20 protein-coding genes, 1 riboswitch and 1 other annotated feature are annotated in these 20,394 nt (G+C 49.6%); of the genes, 9 read left to right on the top strand and 11 right to left on the bottom strand.

What is annotated here, in order from left to right; genetic code table 11:
- Window positions 1-94: 94 nt before the first annotated feature.
- From AC6R03_RS14705 to AC6R03_RS14680, 6 genes are read left to right on the top strand one after another with little or no spacing between them, the layout of a single operon-like run.
- Entirely contained in the window at window positions 95-1,708 is a 1,614-nt protein-coding gene (locus AC6R03_RS14705; protein WP_334550748.1) for an ABC transporter substrate-binding protein, read from the top strand.
- Complete coding sequence (locus AC6R03_RS14700; RefSeq protein ID WP_500631613.1) at window positions 1,708-2,670, top strand: ABC transporter permease; 963 nt, start codon at window positions 1,708-1,710, stop codon at window positions 2,668-2,670. The genes AC6R03_RS14705 and AC6R03_RS14700 overlap by 1 nt, the downstream gene beginning before the upstream one ends.
- A complete protein-coding gene (sapC, locus tag AC6R03_RS14695; protein ID WP_500631614.1) occupies window positions 2,657-3,544 on the top strand; it encodes a putrescine export ABC transporter permease SapC in 888 nt (295 codons plus the stop codon). The genes AC6R03_RS14700 and sapC overlap by 14 nt, the downstream gene beginning before the upstream one ends.
- Entirely contained in the window at window positions 3,544-4,542 is a 999-nt protein-coding gene (locus AC6R03_RS14690) for a peptide ABC transporter ATP-binding protein (protein WP_334550754.1), read from the top strand. Before sapC ends, AC6R03_RS14690 begins: the two co-directional genes overlap by 1 nt.
- Entirely contained in the window at window positions 4,539-5,324 is a 786-nt protein-coding gene (locus AC6R03_RS14685) for a peptide ABC transporter ATP-binding protein (RefSeq protein WP_334550755.1), read from the top strand. Before AC6R03_RS14690 ends, AC6R03_RS14685 begins: the two co-directional genes overlap by 4 nt.
- A 28-nt stretch (window positions 5,325-5,352) precedes the next feature.
- Window positions 5,353-6,162: a DUF2927 domain-containing protein gene (locus tag AC6R03_RS14680; RefSeq protein WP_500631615.1), complete on the top strand. Its 810-nt coding sequence runs from the start codon at window positions 5,353-5,355 to the stop codon at window positions 6,160-6,162.
- Window positions 6,163-6,181: 19 nt separating this feature from the next.
- Here the strand turns inward: AC6R03_RS14680 and AC6R03_RS14675 are convergent, their stop codons facing one another.
- Together AC6R03_RS14675 and AC6R03_RS14670 are read right to left on the bottom strand one after the other, a co-directional pair.
- Window positions 6,182-6,556 carry a DUF2750 domain-containing protein gene (locus AC6R03_RS14675; RefSeq protein WP_500631616.1) on the bottom strand — a complete coding sequence of 125 codons (375 nt, stop codon included), beginning with the start codon at window positions 6,554-6,556 and terminating at the stop codon, window positions 6,182-6,184.
- A gap of 73 nt (window positions 6,557-6,629) precedes the next feature.
- The gene (locus AC6R03_RS14670) at window positions 6,630-7,535 is read right to left on the bottom strand and encodes a manganese-dependent inorganic pyrophosphatase (protein ID WP_500631617.1); all 906 of its coding nucleotides are present in this window, start codon (window positions 7,533-7,535) and stop codon (window positions 6,630-6,632) included.
- Between the two features lie 191 nt (window positions 7,536-7,726).
- Here AC6R03_RS14670 and AC6R03_RS14665 point away from each other — a divergent pair, with 191 nt between their 5' ends.
- Together AC6R03_RS14665 and AC6R03_RS14660 are read left to right on the top strand one after the other, a co-directional pair.
- Window positions 7,727-8,452 carry a transporter substrate-binding domain-containing protein gene (locus AC6R03_RS14665; RefSeq protein ID WP_500631618.1) on the top strand — a complete coding sequence of 242 codons (726 nt, stop codon included), beginning with the start codon at window positions 7,727-7,729 and terminating at the stop codon, window positions 8,450-8,452.
- A gap of 163 nt (window positions 8,453-8,615) precedes the next feature.
- The gene (locus AC6R03_RS14660) at window positions 8,616-9,821 is read left to right on the top strand and encodes a putative manganese transporter (protein ID WP_500631619.1); all 1,206 of its coding nucleotides are present in this window, start codon (window positions 8,616-8,618) and stop codon (window positions 9,819-9,821) included.
- An 88-nt stretch (window positions 9,822-9,909) separates the two neighbouring features.
- Here AC6R03_RS14660 and hisIE read toward each other — a convergent pair whose 3' ends face one another.
- From hisIE to AC6R03_RS14615, 9 genes are all read right to left on the bottom strand, one after another.
- Entirely contained in the window at window positions 9,910-10,545 is a 636-nt protein-coding gene (gene hisIE, locus AC6R03_RS14655; RefSeq protein ID WP_334550764.1) for a bifunctional phosphoribosyl-AMP cyclohydrolase/phosphoribosyl-ATP diphosphatase HisIE, read from the bottom strand.
- Complete coding sequence (gene hisF / locus AC6R03_RS14650) at window positions 10,542-11,315, bottom strand: imidazole glycerol phosphate synthase subunit HisF (protein WP_500631620.1); 774 nt, start codon at window positions 11,313-11,315, stop codon at window positions 10,542-10,544. Before hisF ends, hisIE begins: the two co-directional genes overlap by 4 nt.
- Complete coding sequence (gene hisA, locus AC6R03_RS14645; RefSeq protein WP_487902056.1) at window positions 11,297-12,034, bottom strand: 1-(5-phosphoribosyl)-5-[(5-phosphoribosylamino)methylideneamino]imidazole-4-carboxamide isomerase; 738 nt, start codon at window positions 12,032-12,034, stop codon at window positions 11,297-11,299. The genes hisF and hisA overlap by 19 nt, the downstream gene beginning before the upstream one ends.
- 13 nt (window positions 12,035-12,047) lie before the next feature.
- On the bottom strand, window positions 12,048-12,662 hold the full coding sequence (hisH, locus tag AC6R03_RS14640; RefSeq protein ID WP_334550767.1) for an imidazole glycerol phosphate synthase subunit HisH: 615 nt from the start codon (window positions 12,660-12,662) through the stop codon (window positions 12,048-12,050).
- Between the two features lie 11 nt (window positions 12,663-12,673).
- Window positions 12,674-13,747, bottom strand: a complete 1,074-nt coding sequence (gene hisB / locus AC6R03_RS14635) for a bifunctional histidinol-phosphatase/imidazoleglycerol-phosphate dehydratase HisB (RefSeq protein WP_500631621.1) — start codon at window positions 13,745-13,747, stop codon at window positions 12,674-12,676.
- A 59-nt stretch (window positions 13,748-13,806) separates the two neighbouring features.
- On the bottom strand, window positions 13,807-14,880 hold the full coding sequence (gene hisC / locus AC6R03_RS14630) for a histidinol-phosphate transaminase (protein WP_500631622.1): 1,074 nt from the start codon (window positions 14,878-14,880) through the stop codon (window positions 13,807-13,809).
- A gap of 3 nt (window positions 14,881-14,883) precedes the next feature.
- Complete coding sequence (hisD, locus tag AC6R03_RS14625) at window positions 14,884-16,182, bottom strand: histidinol dehydrogenase (protein ID WP_500626909.1); 1,299 nt, start codon at window positions 16,180-16,182, stop codon at window positions 14,884-14,886.
- A 5-nt stretch (window positions 16,183-16,187) separates the two neighbouring features.
- On the bottom strand, window positions 16,188-17,084 hold the full coding sequence (gene hisG / locus AC6R03_RS14620) for an ATP phosphoribosyltransferase (RefSeq protein ID WP_500631623.1): 897 nt from the start codon (window positions 17,082-17,084) through the stop codon (window positions 16,188-16,190).
- Window positions 17,085-17,133: 49 nt separating this feature from the next.
- Window positions 17,134-17,270 (bottom strand) — a sequence feature (His leader region).
- A 199-nt stretch (window positions 17,271-17,469) separates the two neighbouring features.
- Window positions 17,470-19,071 carry a Na+/H+ antiporter NhaC family protein gene (locus AC6R03_RS14615; protein ID WP_500631624.1) on the bottom strand — a complete coding sequence of 534 codons (1,602 nt, stop codon included), beginning with the start codon at window positions 19,069-19,071 and terminating at the stop codon, window positions 17,470-17,472.
- Window positions 19,072-19,182: 111 nt separating this feature from the next.
- Window positions 19,183-19,364: riboswitch (Lysine riboswitch) on the bottom strand.
- A 622-nt stretch (window positions 19,365-19,986) separates the two neighbouring features.
- Between AC6R03_RS14615 and AC6R03_RS14610 the strand changes: the two genes are divergently transcribed.
- The gene (locus AC6R03_RS14610; protein WP_334550775.1) at window positions 19,987-20,394 is read left to right on the top strand and encodes an H-NS family histone-like protein; all 408 of its coding nucleotides are present in this window, start codon (window positions 19,987-19,989) and stop codon (window positions 20,392-20,394) included.

Below are 20,394 nucleotides of genomic sequence, written 5' to 3'. Positions count from 1 at the left end.
GATAAATTACCCTTATCTTTTATGGTAAATCACTCATATATTGAGGCATAATGACCAATCGCTTTGTGCTTTATCTCAGGCAATCGCTCTTTCTATGAAAGCATTACTACAGTTAACATTCGGTCTCGTTGGCCTCGGTTTGCTTAGCGGCTGCGGAGACGACATCGACCACAGCAAAATCCGCCAAAGTGGCTTCGTCTATTGTGGCCAAGGTGGCCCCGGGACCTTTAACCCGCAACTGGTCGACAGCGGCATCACGTCTGAAGCGCTCAGCCCTCAGATTTTCGATACCTTACTGGTCCTCGATCCAGATACATACGAACCCATACCCAGTCTCGCCACCGCATGGCAGGTCGATGCAAGCGGCACGGAGTACACGTTTACGCTTCGTCCCAACATCCAATTTCAAATCACACCGTGGTTTACGCCCTCTCGAGCACTGAATGCACAAGACGTGGTGTTTAGTTTTAAGCGTATCATTGACCCACAACATCCGTTTCATCACGTCGGGGGCGGTATTTACCCTTGGTTTAACAGCATCGACTTCCCCAATTTAATTGAAGATGTCGTGGCTACCTCAGATGACCAAGTCCGCTTTATTCTCTCTCGTCCGGATAACACGTTTTTATCCAACATCGCCACCAGCTACCCGGTGATTCTCTCCAAAGAGTACGCGAGTGAACTGGAGATAAAAGATGAAAAAGCGCGCTTAGATTCCCACCCCGTCGGCACCGGTCCCTTTTATTTGGCAGAGTACCAAGTCAACGACCTGATTCGCCTTAAACGCCATACACGTTACTGGAAACAGCCCGCCTTGATGGAGCAAGTTGTGTTTGACATCTCCCATCGCGGTACTGGCACACTGGCTAAACTGCTGCGTAACGAATGTGATGTACTGAGCTCGCCTCTGTCGAGTCAACTGCCCATCATTCGCGAGCAAGATAACATTGAGTTGATTTCCAAGCCGGCAATGAACATCTCCTTTATTGCTGTCAATACCGCCCACCCTGCGCTCAAAGATGCGCGCGTGCGCAAGGCGCTCAACTTTGCCATTAACCGACAAAACATTTTAGATTCTGTCTACTATGGTACGGGTAGCCAAGCCTATTCGGTTCTGCCGCCTAGCTCTTGGGCGTACCAAAAAGACGCCAACCAAATTCGTTACGATCGCAACTATGCTTTGGCACTGCTGCGAGAATCTGGATTCAGCGAAGGTTTGGAGCTCAGTATGTCGGTACCTCTTGAGCCTCGCGCATTCAACCCAAGCCCGCGCAAAACCGCGGAGTTGATTCAAGCGAACTTGGCAGACATTGGCATCACCTTAAACCTCATTACTGATGAGCGCTTCGAGCGAACCAACCTCACGAGCAACATCGATCTCTACCTCACCGGTTGGATCGCCAGTACGGGTGATCCGGACAACATTCTGCGTCCACTCTTGTCGTGTGATTCCGATCGCGTTGGACTGAATGTCTCCAGTTGGTGTAACCCAGATTTCGACTTTTTGCTCGATTTGGCGCTGGAAGTGGATCGTCCTCGCTATCGCCTCAACCTCTATAGGCAAGCGCAGAATATTTTGAACGAAGAATTTCCCGTGATCCCACTCAATCACGGCGTACAGTTGCAAGCGCATGATCGCTCGATTCGTGGTTTTCGCATGAGCCCATTCAATGCACAACCTTTTGATAAAGTGGAGAGGGTGAACTGATGCTGCTGTATACCCTAAGAAGACTGAACCTCTTCATCATCACCTTGCTTATCTTGACCATGGTGGGCTTTAGCTTACTTCGTTTAGAGCCCGACTCCGCCTGGAGCCAAATGAGCTACTGGTCAGGATGGACGACTTACGTCGGAGAGTTGATGCACTTAAACTTTGGCGTTAATAAGCAAGGCGTGGCGATTATTGACGAGCTGGGAGTGGTCTTCCCTGCCACCATTGAGCTGTGCTTTATCGCGTTTGTCATCTCCCTGATGATTGGTATTCCGATTGGCACGTTAGCGGGCATGCGCCAAGGTAAGTGGATTGATACGGCGATCTCCTTTACCTCGATGTCGGGCTATTCTGCGCCGATATTCTGGATTGCACTATTAATGATCATGGCGTTCTCACTGCACTTTGAGTTATTTCCCGTTGGCGGCCGCTACGATCTTCTGTATCAAATTGAACACGTGACCGGCTTTGCCTTAGTTGACGCGTTTTTTGCCAAAGGTGCGTACCGAGCGCACGCGCTGCAAAGTGTTATCGAACACCTGATCTTGCCCTGCTTGGTGCTGGCACTCGCTCCGACCACACAAGTTATTGGCTTGATGCGCGCCTCGGTTGCGGAAGTGATGGGGCAAAACTACATTCGCGCAGCGCGGATTAAAGGCCTCTCAAATCACGAGATCGTAACTCAACACGTGCTGCGTAATGCCATCCCACCCATCATCCCCAAAATCGGTATTCAGTTATCAAGCATGTTGACCTTGGCCATCATTACCGAGTCTATTTTTAACTGGCCGGGGATTGGTCGCTGGCTACTGGATGCTTTATCAAACCGTGACTACGTCTCTATTCAAGCGGGTGTCATCGTAGTGGCAACACTGGTACTCACCGCCAATATTGTCTCGGATCTGTTGGGTGCTATGGTTAATCCGCTGGTAAGGAAGGAGTGGTATGCTAAGCGATAACATCTATCAAGAAGAGTTGATACCCACTCAGTTTGAGCGTTTTTGGCGCAGCTACAAAGCCAATAGCTTGGCGATGTTTGGTTTGTGGTGTTTGATTCTGCTAATCGTCATCACGCTACTCTCTCCGTGGATCACACCCCATGACCCGCAAGCACAAACCGGTGAATTGCTGATTCCCCCTTCTTGGGATCCGACCGGCACCGTCGAATACTTCCTTGGCACCGACGATTTAGGCCGAGACATTCTCTCGCGCTTAATCGAAGGTTCACAGCTGACGTTCGGCGCCGCCATCATCATCACACTCATCGCGGCCCTCATAGGTTGCTCAATCGGTATTTTGGCCGGAATGACCAAAGGCCTGCTCTCCAGTACGCTCAACCACTTGCTTGATACTGTGATGTCGATCCCTTCCCTGCTGTTGGCGATCATTTTCGTCGCCTTTCTGGGCTTTGGCGAATTCAATATCTTACTGGCGATCGGTCTAGCGCTTATTCCGCGTTTCGTGCGCTCTTTGTATATCGCGGTGCACGCAGAAGTGGAAAAAGACTACATCATGGCCGCAAGACTCGATGGTGCCAATGATTTCTACCTGCTGTGGAACTCCATTCTGCCCAATATCTTAGTGGTGATCGCAGCCGAAATGACCTACGCGTTGTCATTGGCCATCTTGGACATCACCGCACTGGGCTTTCTGGGCCTTGGCGCTCAAACCCCAAGTACCGAATGGGGCGCGCTACTCGGTGACTCCGTCGAGCTCATCTATTTAGCGCCTTGGACAGTGACGTTGCCGGGCCTTGCCATTATGTTCACAGTCATCGTGATCAACCTCGTTGGCGAAGGGGTTCGCCAAGCATTAAATGCGGGGATTGAATAATGCCGCTGTTAGATATCCGTCATCTCACGATCGAGATTGAAACGCCACAAGGGCTGATGAAAGCGGTCGATCGAATGAGCCTGACTCTCAACGAAGGCGAGATTCGCGGACTGGTGGGCGAATCTGGCTCAGGTAAAAGTCTGGTGGCGAAAGCCATCGTTGGTGTGTGCAAAGAGAACTGGAAAATCACCGCCGACCGCATGCGCTTAGGCAATATAGACCTATTGCAACTCACGCCGAAAGAGCGTCGCCGCGTTATTGCGCGTGATGTGGCAATGATTTTCCAAGAGCCCTCCACCTGTTTGGATCCATCGGAAGAAGTGGGCAAACAGCTGATTGAATCGATTCCAGCCAGCGCCTTTGAAGGCCGCTGGTACGAGCGCTTTAGTTGGCGTAAGAAGCAAGCCATTGGCCTACTGCACAAAGTGGGCATTAAAGATCACAACCGTCTGATGAACAGCTACCCTTATGAGCTGACGGATGGGGAGTGCCAAAAGGTGATGATCGCGATGGCGATCGCGGCCAAACCCAAGCTGTTAATTGCAGACGAGCCAACCAATGACCTCGATCCGATCACGCAATCGCAAATCCTGCGTTTGCTCAGTCGAATGAATCAGATCAACAACACTTCAATCTTGCTGATTGGTCATGATCTCACCACCATCACCCAGTGGGCCGATCGCATCACCGTGATGTACTGTGGTCAATCAGTGGAGTCGGCAGATACCGAGCAGTTGCTTGAAAAGCCAAAACACCCCTACACCGTGGCGCTATTGAAAGCGATGCCCGATTTTAGTGAGTGGATTCCTCACAAAGAAAAACTGCAATCCTTGCCCGGCACCATTCCACCGTTGCAACATTTGCCAATTGGCTGTCGCCTTGGACCCCGCTGCCCATACGCGCAGCGTCAGTGTGTTGAGATCCCCATGACCAGACGGATTAAAAACCACAAATTTGCCTGTCACTTTCCACTCAATACGGAGAGAAAAAAAGCATGAGTGCGCTACTTGAAGTCGACCAACTGTCGAAACAGTTTGTCACGCGTTCTGGCTTGTTTCGAAAGAAAATCCAACAGGCTGTCAAGCCCGTGAGTTTTAGCTTAGAAGCAGGGCAAACTGTGGGGTTTATCGGCCAAAATGGCTCTGGTAAGTCCACGTTAGCCCGCATGTTGGCCGGTGTGGTTGAACCCAGCTCTGGCGAAATCCGGGTGAATGGCGAAGCGCTGCGCCATGAAGATTACTCGACGCGTTGTAAGCTCATTCGCATGATTTTCCAAGATCCGAACACCTCGCTCAATCCAAGAATTCAGATTGGCCGTATCCTTGAGGGGCCATTGAAGCGAAACACCAACATGCCACCCGAAGCACGCATTAAGCGCGTGAAAGAGACCCTACTTCGAGTGGGATTGTTGCCTGAGCATGCGTACTTCTATCCGCAAATGTTGGCAACAGGTCAAAAGCAGCGCGTCTGTCTCGCGCGAGCGTTAATTTTGCAGCCTTCTGTCATCATCGCCGACGAAGCGCTCAATGGTCTTGATATGGCGATGCGCTCACAGATCATTAACCTGTTTCTAGAACTGCAAGAAGAGATGGGCGTATCGTTTGTCTATGTGTCGCAGCATATTGGCACCGTCAAACACATCACTGACAAAGTGATGGTGATGCACGAGGGAGAAGTGGTCGAGGCGGGTGATACCCACAAGGTGCTGACTGACCCACAACACCCGATCACTCAGCGCATGGTTGAAAGCCACTTTAACAAAGCGCTCTGCTTTCGCTAAATCGCCATTTCAATCAGGGATGTCAGCAATGGAACAGCGAATCTATCTATTCAAACGGGGCAAAGCGATTCTACTTAGCCCCTTGTTGCTCTTTGCTCACCTCACCTTCGCCTACCCTAGCCAGACGACCTGGCTTGACCCAAACTTTGTTGAACGCGCTTTTCTCGATGTTGCACTAAAAAACGAATACCGCCCTGGTGACAAGCCACTGACAAAATGGCAGGCACCGATTCGTATTTGGATCGATCACCGCGTAGCTGATCATGCGCTTCATGATGAGCTGACCAATGCACATCTGCGCGACTTATCCGCGATGACTGGCCATGACATTCGGCGCGTTTCACGCCGAGAGGACGCCAACGTGGTGTGGATATTCACCCGTCAAAGTCAGTGGCAAGACGAGATCGCCGAGGAAATAGGTCTTTTTGCTCTTGAGCACATCAAGGGGGCCATCTGCAAAGCGAGCTTTAGTTATACGAACAGCAGCGTTATCGACAAAGGGGTCGTCATTATCCCGGTGGATCAAGCGCGCAGTCACGGCAAGCTGCTGGCATGCATCGTCGAAGAGATCACCCAAGTGCTTGGTCTGCCCAATGACGCAGAAAGCGCCTACCCTTCGATTTTTAATGACGAAACGCCTGAAGATCTGCTCTCGCCTCTCGACGTCATTTTATTAAAACTGCTCTACGAACCTGAGCTGCGCCCCGGTATGAGCCGAGAGCAGGCCGCGCCAGTGGTGCGTAGACTGCTGCAACGCTATCAGCAACAAGGCATCTTACGCGATGCTGCCAAGCAGGCAAAAAACAACCAGCTATTTAAGCTGGTTGGTGGTTATTAATCACGTTGAACGGGCACGGTTAGCCGCGTTTTTTCAGCTCAAATTCAAACTCGTCTGGAAACAGCACGACGCCCTCTTCATTGCTGTCAGGAAAGACAACGACAGAGAGCTCATCTTGCTCAAGCCCGACGGTCCAACGGCTGAACCATTTTGCCGTGGAAATGGATTGCGGCTCGCATTTAGACCACTCACCAGTCGCCCACTCACGCGCAAACTCTTCAGAGGGCCACACAGGCACGCAATCATCATCTTCGGTGTTGAGCATCACGCAGCCATGCTCATCGGTTAAGATCCACACTTTGCGCTCTTTTGCGATCGTATTTAAACAGTAATTAAAACGCTCATCCGGACGCATCTTGTTAATGCTTGTCTTTTGCTCTTCACTGAGTGACATGTTACCCCCTTAAACAAAGAAAAAAGCGCTCACAGGCGACCCTGTAAGCGCTTGAAAATGATCACTGTTTGGATTACGCCAACTCAGTTTGTAGCCAAGGCCAGCCTTGCTTCTTACGGCTCAGCGTGTTTTCCATCATCAGCATGCCATCTTTCTCATGCTTAACCAGCTTCTGCGCCCACTCACCTTTATAGAGTAGACGAGTTTGCGCTGTGGTGATGTCTGTCAGCATCACAGCTGCAAACGCAAGACCTTCTTCATCGCAGCGACGCTCAAGATCCGCTTCCAGCGCGTCAATCATGCCATCAACTTGCTCTAGCGTTGCAAGCTCAACCTGACCCACCACGACATCACGACCGTTGAATGGGTAACCTTTAAGATCTTTCTCAACCAATTCCGCTGCCGACAGACCTTCAATGTTCGTCTTAGCAATCAGAAGGTCTTTGATGAAGGCATCAATGTCTGCCACATCTGCGATCTTCGCTAGCTCTTCAACCGCGTCTTTGTCTTTTTGCGTACACGTTGGCGAAGCAAAGCCCACGGTGTCAGACAAGATGGCCGACATCATCAACTTGGCAATCTTAGGCGTGATTGTGTGGCCTTCGATTTTAAACATATTGAATAGAACCGTGTTGGTGCAGCCTACTGGCCAGATCCACGCTTCCATCGGGTTGATGGTCATCACATCACCTAGACGGTGGTGATCGACGATACCTAGGATTTCTGCGTCTGCCACATCATCAGGTGCCTGTGCGAGATCTGAATAGTCAACCAACCAGATTTTCTCACCGGCCACAGACGTACGAAGCTCTGGCGTCTCTGCACCAGCAACGTCAAGGATGTGTTGAGTTTCACGGTTGATTTCACCTTGGCGGATAGGCATGGCTTGCTCGCCACGTGCCTTCAGCAGTTCAGTTGCCACCAAAGCACTACAAATACTATCACTATCAGGGTTCTTGTGACCTACGACTAGAATCATCTTATTTCCTATACGACTATTACGAGCCCGATCTGGGCGATTACTCACGAAGCCCGATACTTTACCTGATTTTGAGAATTTGTCATCGCCTAACGGTGCCAAAAGCGCCAATTAACCCCTATCGGGTGTTTTGGCTGTCGGGCAAAAGGTGTCTACACTCAAAGGACAATAATCATAAATGAGTCAATGCCATGCGTTTTTGTTTTTATGCTCTGCCGCTGCTTCTCCTTAGCACAGCGCTTTGGGCCAGCCCTCCCGTGATACGCGCCACTCAAGCGCAGTGGCCTCCCTATGTGTTTGAACGGGTCAACTCCGGGCTAGCGATAGAGATTGTTCAAGAAGCGTTTGCCACGCAGGGCTATGACATCGATTTGGAAATTTTGCCTTGGCTGCGCTCACTTAAAGAAGTGCGAAACAGTAAAAAAGATATGTTGGTGTCGCTTTGGTGGTCAGACGATCGTACCCAAGAGCTAGAATTTAGCGTGCCCTATTTGATGGTCCACCTAAAGTTTATTGTGCTAAAAGAAAACGCCTTTGAGTACCGAGACTTCACCTCATTAGAAGGCATGACGGTCGGCATTATTGAAGATTATGGCTATGGAGAGCGCTTTAATGAATCCACCTACTTTACTCGGGTAGTCGCGAGCGATCTCGCCACCAATCTTCGAAAACTGCGCGCAAAACGCGTTGACGCCATCATCGCCGATGAGCGAGCCGCCATTCATACCATGAAGGAAATCGGTTTAGACTCAGACCACTTTTACTTTGTCGATAAAAGCTTGATGATAAAACCCGTGCATCTCGCCATCGCCAAAGATCATCCCAAAAAAAACACCCTAATGGTCCGTTTTATGATAGGGCTGCACCAGCTAAAACAGAGCGGACGCTATGATGAACTCGTAATGAAGTACCGATAGCCTTCGTGCTCTTGTCAACCATCAGCGTTTACCACTTTTAAATCAAGGGGTTTAAGTGGGCTCGTTTTAACCATTGAATCGATAGGTGAAATCGATTTAAATGCATTTGCAAATCATTATCATTTTCATATAATCAAAGAAATGCTTTACGATGGTTTGCACTATGAATCACTTCGATGCCCAAACTGCCACGCTTGACTCGCTGCAATTTAGACCCGCTTACAAACGCTTGCTGCTACCAGTAGGGCTATTGGCGCTGTTATTAAACGACTCAACACGCGCGCTCACGGTTTCGACCCTCTCTGATGCCTTCTGGGCCGTGTCTTGTTACGTGGCAATGACACTCGCTCTCTACCACTCGATTGCGAAGATCACTCGTTCGGACAACCGAATCGTGGCGTTGTATCAGCACTCGCGCCACTACCAAGTGATTTTTGCCGCTCTGCTCGGCGCTCTGCCAGGTTGTGGTGGCGCGATTGTCGTCACCACCCAATTTGTTAGCGGGCGAGTCGGATTTGGCGCCATCGTCGCTGTGCTGACCGCCACCATGGGTGATGCGGCCTTTCTGCTCCTCGCCAGCCAGCCAAATGTGGGATTGGGTGTGATTGCACTGGGTGTTGTCGTGGGTATTGTCAGTGGCTTGGTGGTTAACGCAATTCACAAAGACGACTTTTTGCGTCCCGCACTTAAGCAAGCCCTAACGTTACAGACGCTGCAAGACGCAGCCAATAAAGAGACGAGTAAAGCGATTGAAATTCAAGCCATCAATCTGCAAGGGACATTCTGGAAGTGGCTGCTGATCCCCACCGCTCTTGTCGCCATACTCGGTTCCTTTCAAGTTGATGTGAATCAGTGGTTAAACGTGCCTGACATGACCATGGAGTGGCTTGGGACGGGTTTGATTGTCATGAGCATGCTACTATGGTCTCTGACTCGTGAGATCAAAGACTATGAGTCAACGGTAGCGGAAGATTGCAAAATCGTCTCGTCACACCCGATTCAAAAAGCCGCGCAAGATACCAACTTTGTGACTGCCTGGGTGATTGTCGCCTTCCTCGCCTTTGAGCTCATCCAACAGGCTGCGCATATCGATATCACTAATAGTGTGGCTCAACTTGGGGTTTGGATGCCTCTAATGGGGGTTGCTGTGGGTCTGCTTCCCGGGTGCGGGCCGCAAATTTTGGTGACCAGTTTGTATATCTCTGGTGCGGCGCCCCTATCAGCACAATTGGCGAATGCCATCTCTAACGACGGCGATGCCTTGTTCCCGGCGATTGCACTGGCGCCAAAAGCCGCCTTAGTCGCGACCGTCTATTCAGCCTTACCGGCGTTACTGGTCGGTTACGGCTACTTCTTTTTGTTCGAATAGACGCTCAAAAAAAACGCCCTCGGTATCGCCGAGAGCGTTTTTCTGTCAGCAAGCGATGTCATGCACCACTCATTCATCAATAATCATGTTACTTATGACGCTCTTTAAGCTTATTGATTACATCGTTCATAGATAGACCTTGGTCTTGAAGCAGCACCATCAAGTGGTAGATCAGATCGGCCGATTCACACACTAGCTCCGCCTTGTCGCCCGACGTCGCCGCAAGCGCGACTTCAACGCCCTCTTCGCCCACTTTCTGCGAAATACGTTTGGTGCCACGGGCATAAAGGCTGGCAGTATAGGAAGAGTCTGGGTCGGCACTCTTGCGGGCAGCCAATAGCTGCTCAAGTTGATGAAGCCACACCATTTGCGACTCTTCTTGCTTGTCAGCGTCCCAGCACGTCGTGGTACCTGTGTGGCACGTCGGTCCGATAGGCTCCACTTTGACCAACAAGGTATCGTTGTCACAATCAAGCGCCATGTTTTTCAGTTGAAGCACATTCCCTGAGGTCTCACCTTTCGTCCACAGACGTGATTTCGTACGTGAAAAGAAGGTCACTTGTCCTGTCTGCGCGGTTTTCTCTAGCGCATCTTGATTCATGTAGCCCATCATCAGCACTTGGCTCGATTGGAAATCTTGGACAATCGCAGGCACTAAGCCATCCACTTTGTCCCAGTCGATACGCTCAGCAAGTGCGCTCACTTGCCCGCTAGCAAAACTCATACTCGTACCTCTACGCCTTGTTGTTTCAGGTAGTGTTTTAATTCACCAATATTGATGATTTGCTTATGGAAAACCGAAGCCGCTAATGCACCATCGACGTTAGCTTGATGGTAAGCGTCTGCAAAGTGGACCATTTCACCGGCTCCGCCAGAAGCAATCAGCGGTACCTTGCACACTTCACGCACCATGTTGAGCTGTTCGATGTCGTAGCCGTTGCGCACGCCATCTTGATTCATCATGTTAAGGACAATCTCACCGGCGCCTCGTTTTTGAACTTCTTGTACCCAGTCGCGTGTTTCCCACAGTGTCGCTTTGGTACGTTGTTCGTCACCAGTGAACTGGTACACCTGGTATTTGCCTGTCTCTTTATCGTAATAAGAGTCAATGCCTACCACGATGCACTGCACACCAAATTTATCCGCAAGATCGGTAATCAGCTGTGGATTGGCTAAGGCCGGCGAATTAATCGACACCTTATCAGCACCGAACTCGAGAATGCGCGCCGCATCTTCAGCCGATTTGATACCACCAGCCACACAAAAAGGAATGTCAATGACCTCAGCAACGCGGGCCACCCAGCTCTTGTCGACCACGCGACCATCACTGGATGCGGTAATATCGTAAAACACTAATTCGTCTGCGCCTTCCTCAGCGTAACGCTGCGCGAGGGGCACAATGTCACCGATAATTTCATGGTTGCGAAACTGAACCCCTTTCACCACCTGACCATCTCGAACGTCGAGACAGGGAATTATTCGCTTTGCCAACATGCAAACGCCTCCTCTGCAGTAAATTTGCCATCGAGTAACGCACGACCAACAATCACGCCAGACACACCGCTACCTTTGAGCGCCTCGATGTCAGCCAGCGACCCAATGCCCCCTGACGATTGAAATTGCACTTGCGGGTACTGCTTGCAAAGGTCGACGTAAAGCTCAACGTTAGAGCCCGTCAACGTACCATCGCGTGAGATGTCCGTGCATAGAACATGCTGTAATCCGACAGTTAGATAATCGTCAATTAAGGCTTCAATCGTCACGCCTGAATCTTCTTGCCAGCCGGAGATCGCCACCTTGCGTACACCTTGATCATCGATATTGATGTCGAGCGCTAAGACAATTCTCTCCGCACCGTATTTTTCCATCCAACCTTTGACCAGTTCTGGTTGCTTCACCGCTGTGGAACCAACCACGACGCGCTCGGCGCCGGCTTCAAGTAAATCCACAACGTCTTGCTCACTGCGCACGCCGCCGCCAATTTGAATTTTTGCAGGGGTACTGGCTAACAGTTTGGCAATCAGGTCTAACTGACGCGCACTGGTATCTTTAGCACCAGTCAAATCCACCAGGTGCAGCCAGTTGGCGCCAGCTTGGTGATACAGATTAAACTGCTCAGCTGGATCCACTTTGTATTCGGTCACTTGGCCGTAATCGCCCTGATAAAGACGAACGACCTGACCTTCTATTAAATCGAGTGCTGGAATAATCACGAAGGTTATGTCCCTATAATGCTAAAAAGTTTTCAATCAGTTTTGAGCCGGCTTTCGATGAGCGCTCTGGGTGAAATTGCACCCCGTAGTAATTGCCACTTTGCACCGCAGCGGTAAAGGGTTGGCCATACTCACACTGAGCGATGGTGTAGTCGCCGACAGGCATCGCAAAGCTATGGACGAAATAGAAATACTCGCCCTCTTCAATCCCCTTAAACAGTGGGTGATCTGGGGTGGCCGATACCGTATTCCAACCCATGTGCGGGAGCGGAAGATCACCCGTCTCCATCAAGCGTACTTCGCCATCACAAAGACCGAGACACTCAACCGCATTTTCGCCTTGCGTGCCTTTCTCTTGGGAGAGTTTGCCAAGCAGTTGCATACCTAAACAGATACCAAGCAGTGGCTTTTCGACCCGTTTCACCAAATCAATCAAATCACGCTCAGCAAGGTTTTTCATTGCTTCGCTTGCCGTGCCAACACCGGGTAAGAACAGCTTGTCCGCAGCGAGCACCACATCAGGATCTTTTGAAATCGTCACGGATTGACCTAGGCGCTCAATAGCGAACTTGACCGATGAGACGTTGGCACAGCCAGTATCGATGATAACGACGTTTTGCTTTGTCATAGTCTCTCTCCTTACAACACGCCTTTACTGCTCGGCAGTTCATTGCCTTCCACTTTAATAGCTTGACGCAGAGTGCGACCAAACGACTTAAACAAGCTTTCGATGATATGGTGATCATTATCGCCTGCTGAAGAGAGGTGCAAGGTACACGCCAATGTATCGGTCAATGAGCGGAAGAAGTGCACCACCATTTCAGTGGATAAATCGCCGACCTGATCGCGGCTAAACTTGGCATCAAACTTCAAGTAAGGTCGGCCAGAGAGATCCAACGCGCACTGAGCAAGACACTCATCCATCGGCAAGCTGAAACCAAAGCGGCCAATCCCACGTTTATCGCCCAACGCTTCTTTTAGTGCTTGGCCTAACGCCAGTGCAGTGTCCTCAATGGTGTGGTGATCGTCGATGTGCAGATCGCCTTCCACCTGACATACCATTTGGAAGCCGCCGTGCGTCGCAATTTGGTCTAGCATGTGGTCAAAAAAGCCAAGACCAGTGCTGATGGCGTTGCCACCTTGCTCATCGAGATTAACCTTCACTTTGATGTCGGTTTCTTTGGTGGTTCTCACCACTTCAGCAACGCGAGCATTCACGGTGAGCTCTTTTAAGATTTTCGGCCACCCCATGGTTTCTGGGTGGTATTGGATGCCGCGAATCGCCATGTTTTCCGCCAGTTGAAGGTCGGTCGCGCGATCGCCAATGACCACAGAGTGCTTGAAATCCACTTTGCCGCCTTGAAGGTACTCTTTGACCATACCCAATTTCGGTTTACGGCACGAACAGTTGTCCTCTTCAAAGTGAGGACAAATCAATACATCATCAAACTTCACACCCTGAGAGGAGAAGATCTCCATCATCATGTCGTGCGGCGCATCGAAGTCCGCTTGCGGGTAGCTGTCTGTGCCTAGGCCATCTTGGTTTGTGACCATCACCAAGCGATACCCTGCGTCTTGCAGCGCAAGCAAACTTGGGATCACATACGGCTCTAGCTTGAGTTTGTCTAAACGATCGACTTGAAAATCAACCGGCGGCTCGACGATTAAGGTGCCGTCTCGGTCAATGAAAAGAATTTTTTGTTGTGTGCTCACTCGAACTTCCTTATCTCAATCTTAAAGGCGCCCGCCACAGCCAGCGCCCATTTGTTTCTTTACTGCGTGTCATCACGCGCTGTAGTAGTTGCGGATAAATAGTAGTTACGGATAAAACCGAGTGTCTTCTCGCACTCATCTCGACTACCAATACTGATGCGAACGCAATCCTCAATCGGCGAATTGCGCAAAATAATGCCAGTGTCCCACGCCGCTTTAAACAGTGCATCACCATCGGGGAATTTCACCAACAGATAGTTGCCCCACCCCTCGAACACCGTTAAACCAGCAATGGTCGACAGGCCCGCTTGCAAATACGCGCGATTGGCATTGAGGTCCAGAACTTGGAACTTGGCTCTAGCAAGCCCTGCCTCTGAGAGAGCTTGGGTGGCAATTTCCGCCACTGGCACAGGCACTGGGTATGGCGCGATCACTTTCAGCAAGACGTTGATCAACGCCTCATTCGCCAAGGTAAAGCCGCAGCGCAGACCGGCAAGGGCAAACGCTTTGGACAAAGTGCGCAAAATAGCCAAATTGGGGTACTGAGCCAGTAAATCGACCGTCGATGCTTCTGGACAAAAATCGATGTAAGCTTCATCCATCACAACAATAGCGCGGTCTTGGGTCATCTCAAGCAGTCGGACGATGTCTTCACGCTTAACCAAATTACCGGTTGGATTGTTAGGGCTGCAAACAAAGACCAGTTTTACCTTGTCTAAGTTGGCTTCAATGGCGCTGAGATCCAGTTGCCAATCTTGAGTCAACGGCACCACTTTTTTCTCCACACCAATGGTTTCCGCTGAAATAGCGTACATTCCGTAGGTAGGTGGACAATATAAAATGGCGTCTTCGCCCGGCTCACAAAATGCGCGAATCAGAAGCTCAATACCCTCATCCGCACCGCGCGAGGTCAGCGTTTGTTCAGGTTTCACCCCCGCGTAAGCGGCGTAAGCGTTAATCAACTCAGTAGGTTGGCACTCACTGTAGCGATTCAGGCGGGCGAAATCCATCTTATACTCATTGTTGAACGGCGACTCGTTGGCATTGAGCCACACATCGCCACTGCCGCCAATACGACGTGCTGACAGGTAAGGGGTCAATTGCTGAACTTGTTTGCGTGCTAGCTTTTCCATCTCTTACCCTTGCTTCTGAGCCAATTTTTCTACACGAATGGTAACGGCGCGTTTGTGCGCATCCAGTCCTTCTGCTTCCGCCATGGTCACGACGGTCGGCGCAAGATTTTTAATCCCTTCCTCTGAGAGCTCTTGCACCGTCATACGCTTGGAGAAATCCGCCAATCCTAGACTTGAATAGGTGCGAGTGTAACCATAGGTAGGCAGAACGTGGTTGGTGCCCGACGCATAGTCGCCCGCTGACTCAGGAGACCAATCACCAAGGAAAATCGATCCAGCGTTATCAAGAAGAGGAAGCAGTTCACGTGGGTTCTTGGTCTGTACGATCAAGTGCTCTGGGCCATAGTAGTTCGAAATAGAAACCGCCTGAGTGATGGAATCAGAAATGATGATCAAACTCGACGCCAGTGCTTTTTCTGCAATAGAAGCGCGAGACAGTACTTTGAGCTGACGCTGAACGGCATCCGTCACTTGATCGGCAATCACTGGCGATGGCGTGACCAGCACCACTTGTGAGTCTGGGCCGTGCTCAGCTTGGCTCAAGAGATCCGCAGCAATGAAATCTGGGTCGGCGGTCTCATCAGCGATCACTAACACCTCAGAAGGGCCCGCTGGCATGTCGATCGCGGCACCGCGAAAATCGTTGCTCACTTGGCGCTTAGCTTCTGTGACGTACGCATTACCAGGGCCGAAAATCTTGTCCACTTTCGCCACGGTTTCTGTTCCGTAAGCCATCGCAGCAATCGCTTGACCACCACCAACATTGTAAACTTCATCGATACCACACAGCTTCGCCACGTAGAGGATTTCATCTGCGATCGGTGGTGGTGAGCAGAGTACCACTTTACGACAACCCGCAATCTTAGCCGGTACGCCGAGCATTAATACGGTCGATGGCAGTGGCGCACTGCCACCTGGAATGTAAAGACCGACTTTCTGAATCGCTCGAGTCACTTGTTCACACACAACACCAGGTTGCGTTTCAACTTTAATAGGCTGTGGCTTTTGGGCTTTGTGAAACTTAGCGATATTGGCGTACGCTTGCTCAAGCGCTTGCTTCATGGTTTCGCTTAAGCGCTCTGACGCCGCCTCAATCTCTTGAGTTGAGACTCGAATCGACTCTGGTTTGACGCGATCATACTTTTCCGTCAACGCCAATAGAGCAGCATCGCCTTGCGTTTTTACTTGTGCGATAACCTCAGACACCGCAGCGGTAATATTCGCCCCTTCGGTAATGGCAGGGCGCTCTAAAATGGAGTCTTGCTGAGATTCACTCAATGATTGCCAAACAACTGTTCTCATCGCCCTTACTCCATCATTTTCTCAATTGGCAGTACTAGGATTGAGCTAGCACCAAGCTCTTTGAGTTGTTCCATGGTTTCCCAGAACAAGTTTTCGGTACTCACAAGGTGAACGGCCACTTTTTGTTTATCAGCAGAGAGCGGCAAAACGGTTGGATCTTCTGCGCCAGGAAGGAGCGATTTGATCTGCTCAAGTTTGTCTGCTGGGGCGTGCAGCATGATGTATTTCGACTCTTTCGCTTGCTGAACGCCTTGCATACGAGTCAATAGCTTATCAATCAGTTTGGTTTTATCTTGTGCGAACTCACCTTTGCGCTGAATAAGGGTCGCTTTTGATTGGAAGATGACTTCCGCTTCTTTTAAGCCGTTCGCTTCTAAAGTAGCGCCGGTAGACACTAGGTCGGCGATGGCATCAGCAAGGCCAGCACGTGGCGCGACTTCAACAGAACCGGTCAGCATACAGGTTGAGAACGGTACGCCTTGCTCATCCATGTAGGCTTTTAACAATTGTGGATAGGTGGTAGCGATACGCTTACCGGCCAAATCTTGCGGGCCGTTGTACTCTTCATCCTTATCGATCGCAATAGAGAGGCGGCAGCCACCAAAATCGAGACGGCGCAATGTCACAAACTCACTAGGCTCACCCAATGCTTTGCGGTCTAGGCGGACTTCTTCCAATTCGTTTTCGCCAATGAAACCAAGATCAACCACACCGTCCATGATCAAACCTGGGATATCGTCGTCACGCACAAGCAGCAAATCGATTGGCATGTTCTCTGAGTGAACCACCAGCTTTTCACCCATGACGTTAAATTTCACACCACACTTTTTCAGCAGTGCTTGGCTCTCTTTACTTAGACGACCTTTTTTCTGAATGGCGATTCTTAGGCGTTGTGTTTGCATGACTCTTGTATCCCTGTGTTCGAAATCGTTCAAAACGTTAGACTTAAAAACTAAAAAACCCTCGGAAGGTTTGTCTCCCGAGGGTCATAAATCTTTATATTTGCGATTTTCTGCCTCCGGGAGTTTCCTATCTCCCGGGTATGCGCACATCTCCCGAAAGACTAGATTGGGTGATGGTGATGATGAATGTTCATTACAAAATTGCGCATACTGATAAAGCTCTCTTAGCTCGCTTGGTTGACACCCACACTAACCAAGCTCAGGGATCTTTTCAACCTTTAATTTCAACTTTTTCTTATTTGTCTAATACAAATAAGAAAGGAGACCAAAGCCTCCTTAAAATAATCAATAGAATCTGTCAGTTAGATACGAACTGTCTATCGTTTTATGACGTCGCACAGCTCGCTAGCTTCGACTTAGACATCATTGAAAGCACCGCGCACACGGCCACAAACGCCACGCTGGCGACCGCAAATGAGAGACCGACCGACGCTGTCATACCGAGAGTGATAAAGCCGACACAAGAGATCGCTGCTACAGATAACGCATAAGGTAACTGAGTCGAGACGTGATCAATATGATTACAACGAGCACCCGTCGAAGACAAGATCGTGGTATCCGAAATCGGTGAGCAGTGATCACCAAAGACCGAACCGGCGAGCACCGCACTCAGCATTGGCAACATCAAGGCAATATCTGTCGCTCCAGCCATATCACCCGCAATCGGCAACATGATACCGAATGTACCCCAAGAGGTACCGGTCGAGAACGCCATCAAGCCCGAGAGCAAGAACAGGATAACCGGCAACCAATGTGGGTTGATGCTACCTTGCGCCAGCGTTGACAGGTATTTACCCGTGTTCATGTCACCAATCACGCTACCAATGGTCCACGCGAAGACTAGAATGAGGATCGCACCAAACATTGAGCGCGCACCAATCCACAGTGTACGAGCAATTTCGATGGTCGCAATGCGTTGCTTAACCACCGTAAACAGCGCGGTTGCCAAACCCACAATACCACCGTAGATCAAAGACAAACCCACATCGGTGTTTTCAAAAGCGCCCAGCAGATTAAACGCTTCACCATCCGCTTTAAGCGCCTGACCACCGGTGTAAAGCATGGCCGCTACCGTTGCAATGATTAACAGCACGATAGGCAAAACCAAATCAAGAACGCGTCCGCCTTCGCTTTCAGGAATATCCAGCTCTTCATTGAGCTCATGCGCTTCTTTGGTATCGTTCTCTGCATCTTTGTCAAAGCCACGGCCTTGAGACGCCGCAATTTCATGGCTGCGCATCTTACCGATGTCGAGACCAAACCAAGCCACAGCAAACACCATCAACAGCGCAAATACCGCATAGAAGTTCATCGGAATCAAACGCACGTAAGCGCCCAACGCGGAATACTCTGTGATGCCATGAGAGACTAAGATGCCACCAATAATGGTCATAATGTAGGCACCCCAGCTTGATGCAGGCATCAAGACACACATAGGGGCAGCGGTCGAATCGAGAATGTAAGCCAGCTTAGAGCGAGAGACGTAAAAACGGTCCGTGACAGGGCGAGAAATCGCGCCCACCGCCAAACTGTTAAAGTAATCATCGACAAAAATGAACACGCCCAAAAACGCAGCAAGCAGTTTTGAACCGCGCTTACTTTTCACACGAGACTGCGCCCATTCAGCAAACGCGCGAGTGCCACCTGAGAGCGTCAGCAGTGCTGTCATCATACCGAGTAAAAGCAAGAAGCCGACAATACTCATGTTCCAAGTATTGAGGCCACCGTCTTCTACGAAAACGCCCGATACGGTTGACGCAAGATAACCCGACGCACTCGAAAACGAATAGTCGTTAAGCAATACGGCACCTAAAACGATACCCACACCGAGAGACACAAGAACGCGACGCGTAATGATCGCAAGACTCAACGCCACGAGTGGTGGCAAAAGAGATAAAGGAGATGAGGCAAAATCAATTAAATTCATGATCTTCAAAAACCAGTAATAAATGGTTAGAGATCTACTGCAGATTAGTCAACCGCACGAGGCCGTTGATAATGTTGAACTTAGCGACAGGGAAGTAGACACTTCACCCAACCCTACAGTAGCGCTCCATAGTTTTACACATTATAGACTATGGCAGTGTTAGCCCTTTCGAGACTAACCCCAGCGAACTCCTTTGATATGGAAGCCCACTTCGGCGAGATAACCTTTCACGCATGCTCATTGGCATCACCCCAACAAACGCTACTATTTTATTCCGCTCCTCTACCGCACAACCAAAATAATCAACCAATGAAACATCAAATTAACAAAGGTTTTACTGTAGTCATGCATTAGGTGGCGCCATTGTACCCATCTAAAACTGCATTTCAACAATTTGGCTCGTTTTGTTGTCACTTTTATTGCTTAGCGATGGTACAAACAGGAAGCCAACTCTCAATTTGATGACAATTCACACTGTGCTGACGTTCAACGCCCGGGACATTAAAAACTCGGTGTTGACTGCAATGCCAAATAGATAGCACTTTCTCCAAGTCGAAATATGTGCTGTGATCGAAATCGTAAAAGAAAACGTATTGAGGTGGTTCATTTGAACTATATCGACATTATAATGCCAACTATTAGGCAAATTCGTTCTCATGCTGATTTCGGCGACTTTTATCTAAACAGTACCATCAGGATAAGAAACGTTTAATAATAGATATGAAACTCTATTATTAAATCTGAGCGTCAAAACAGGACTTAGCCGAATGATCGCTCCAATAAAGTAAAGAAAGGTAAATTTGGCTGACATTAACAATAAATTTATCGCATTCTGCAAAGAATGGATTGTAATGTTTAAATATCAAGATTAGTATTTAAGAAATACTCTTAAATAAGATAACAATGAGAGATGTTATGTCTGAACTAACAAAAACACTATTAAATATTCGTAGTCTTCGTGCCGCAGCACGTGAACTGACTCTTGAGCAACTGGAAGACGCCCTAAGCAAATTAACGACAGTCTTTACTGAGCGTAAAGAAGAGGAAGAAGCGCAGCGTGCAGCAGCGGCAGAGCAAGAAGCCAAACTGGCTGCTATCGCTGAGCAAATTTCTAAAGAAGGTATCGATATTGATGCCCTGTACTCTGCGCTTGCTGGTGAAACAAAAACCAAAACCAAATCGAAACGTGCACCTCGTCCACCAAAATATAAATATGTGGATGCAAGCGGTGAAACTAAAACTTGGACCGGTCAAGGTCGCACCCCATCTGCTATTCAACAGCAATTGGATGCAGGCAAGAGCCTAGAAGAGTTCCTGATCTAA

It is taken from the genome of Vibrio sp. R10-SG-ISO4, from assembly GCF_059834135.1.
Note: the sequence above shows the minus strand (reverse complement) of the source record. Positions and strands in the feature narration are given on the sequence as shown.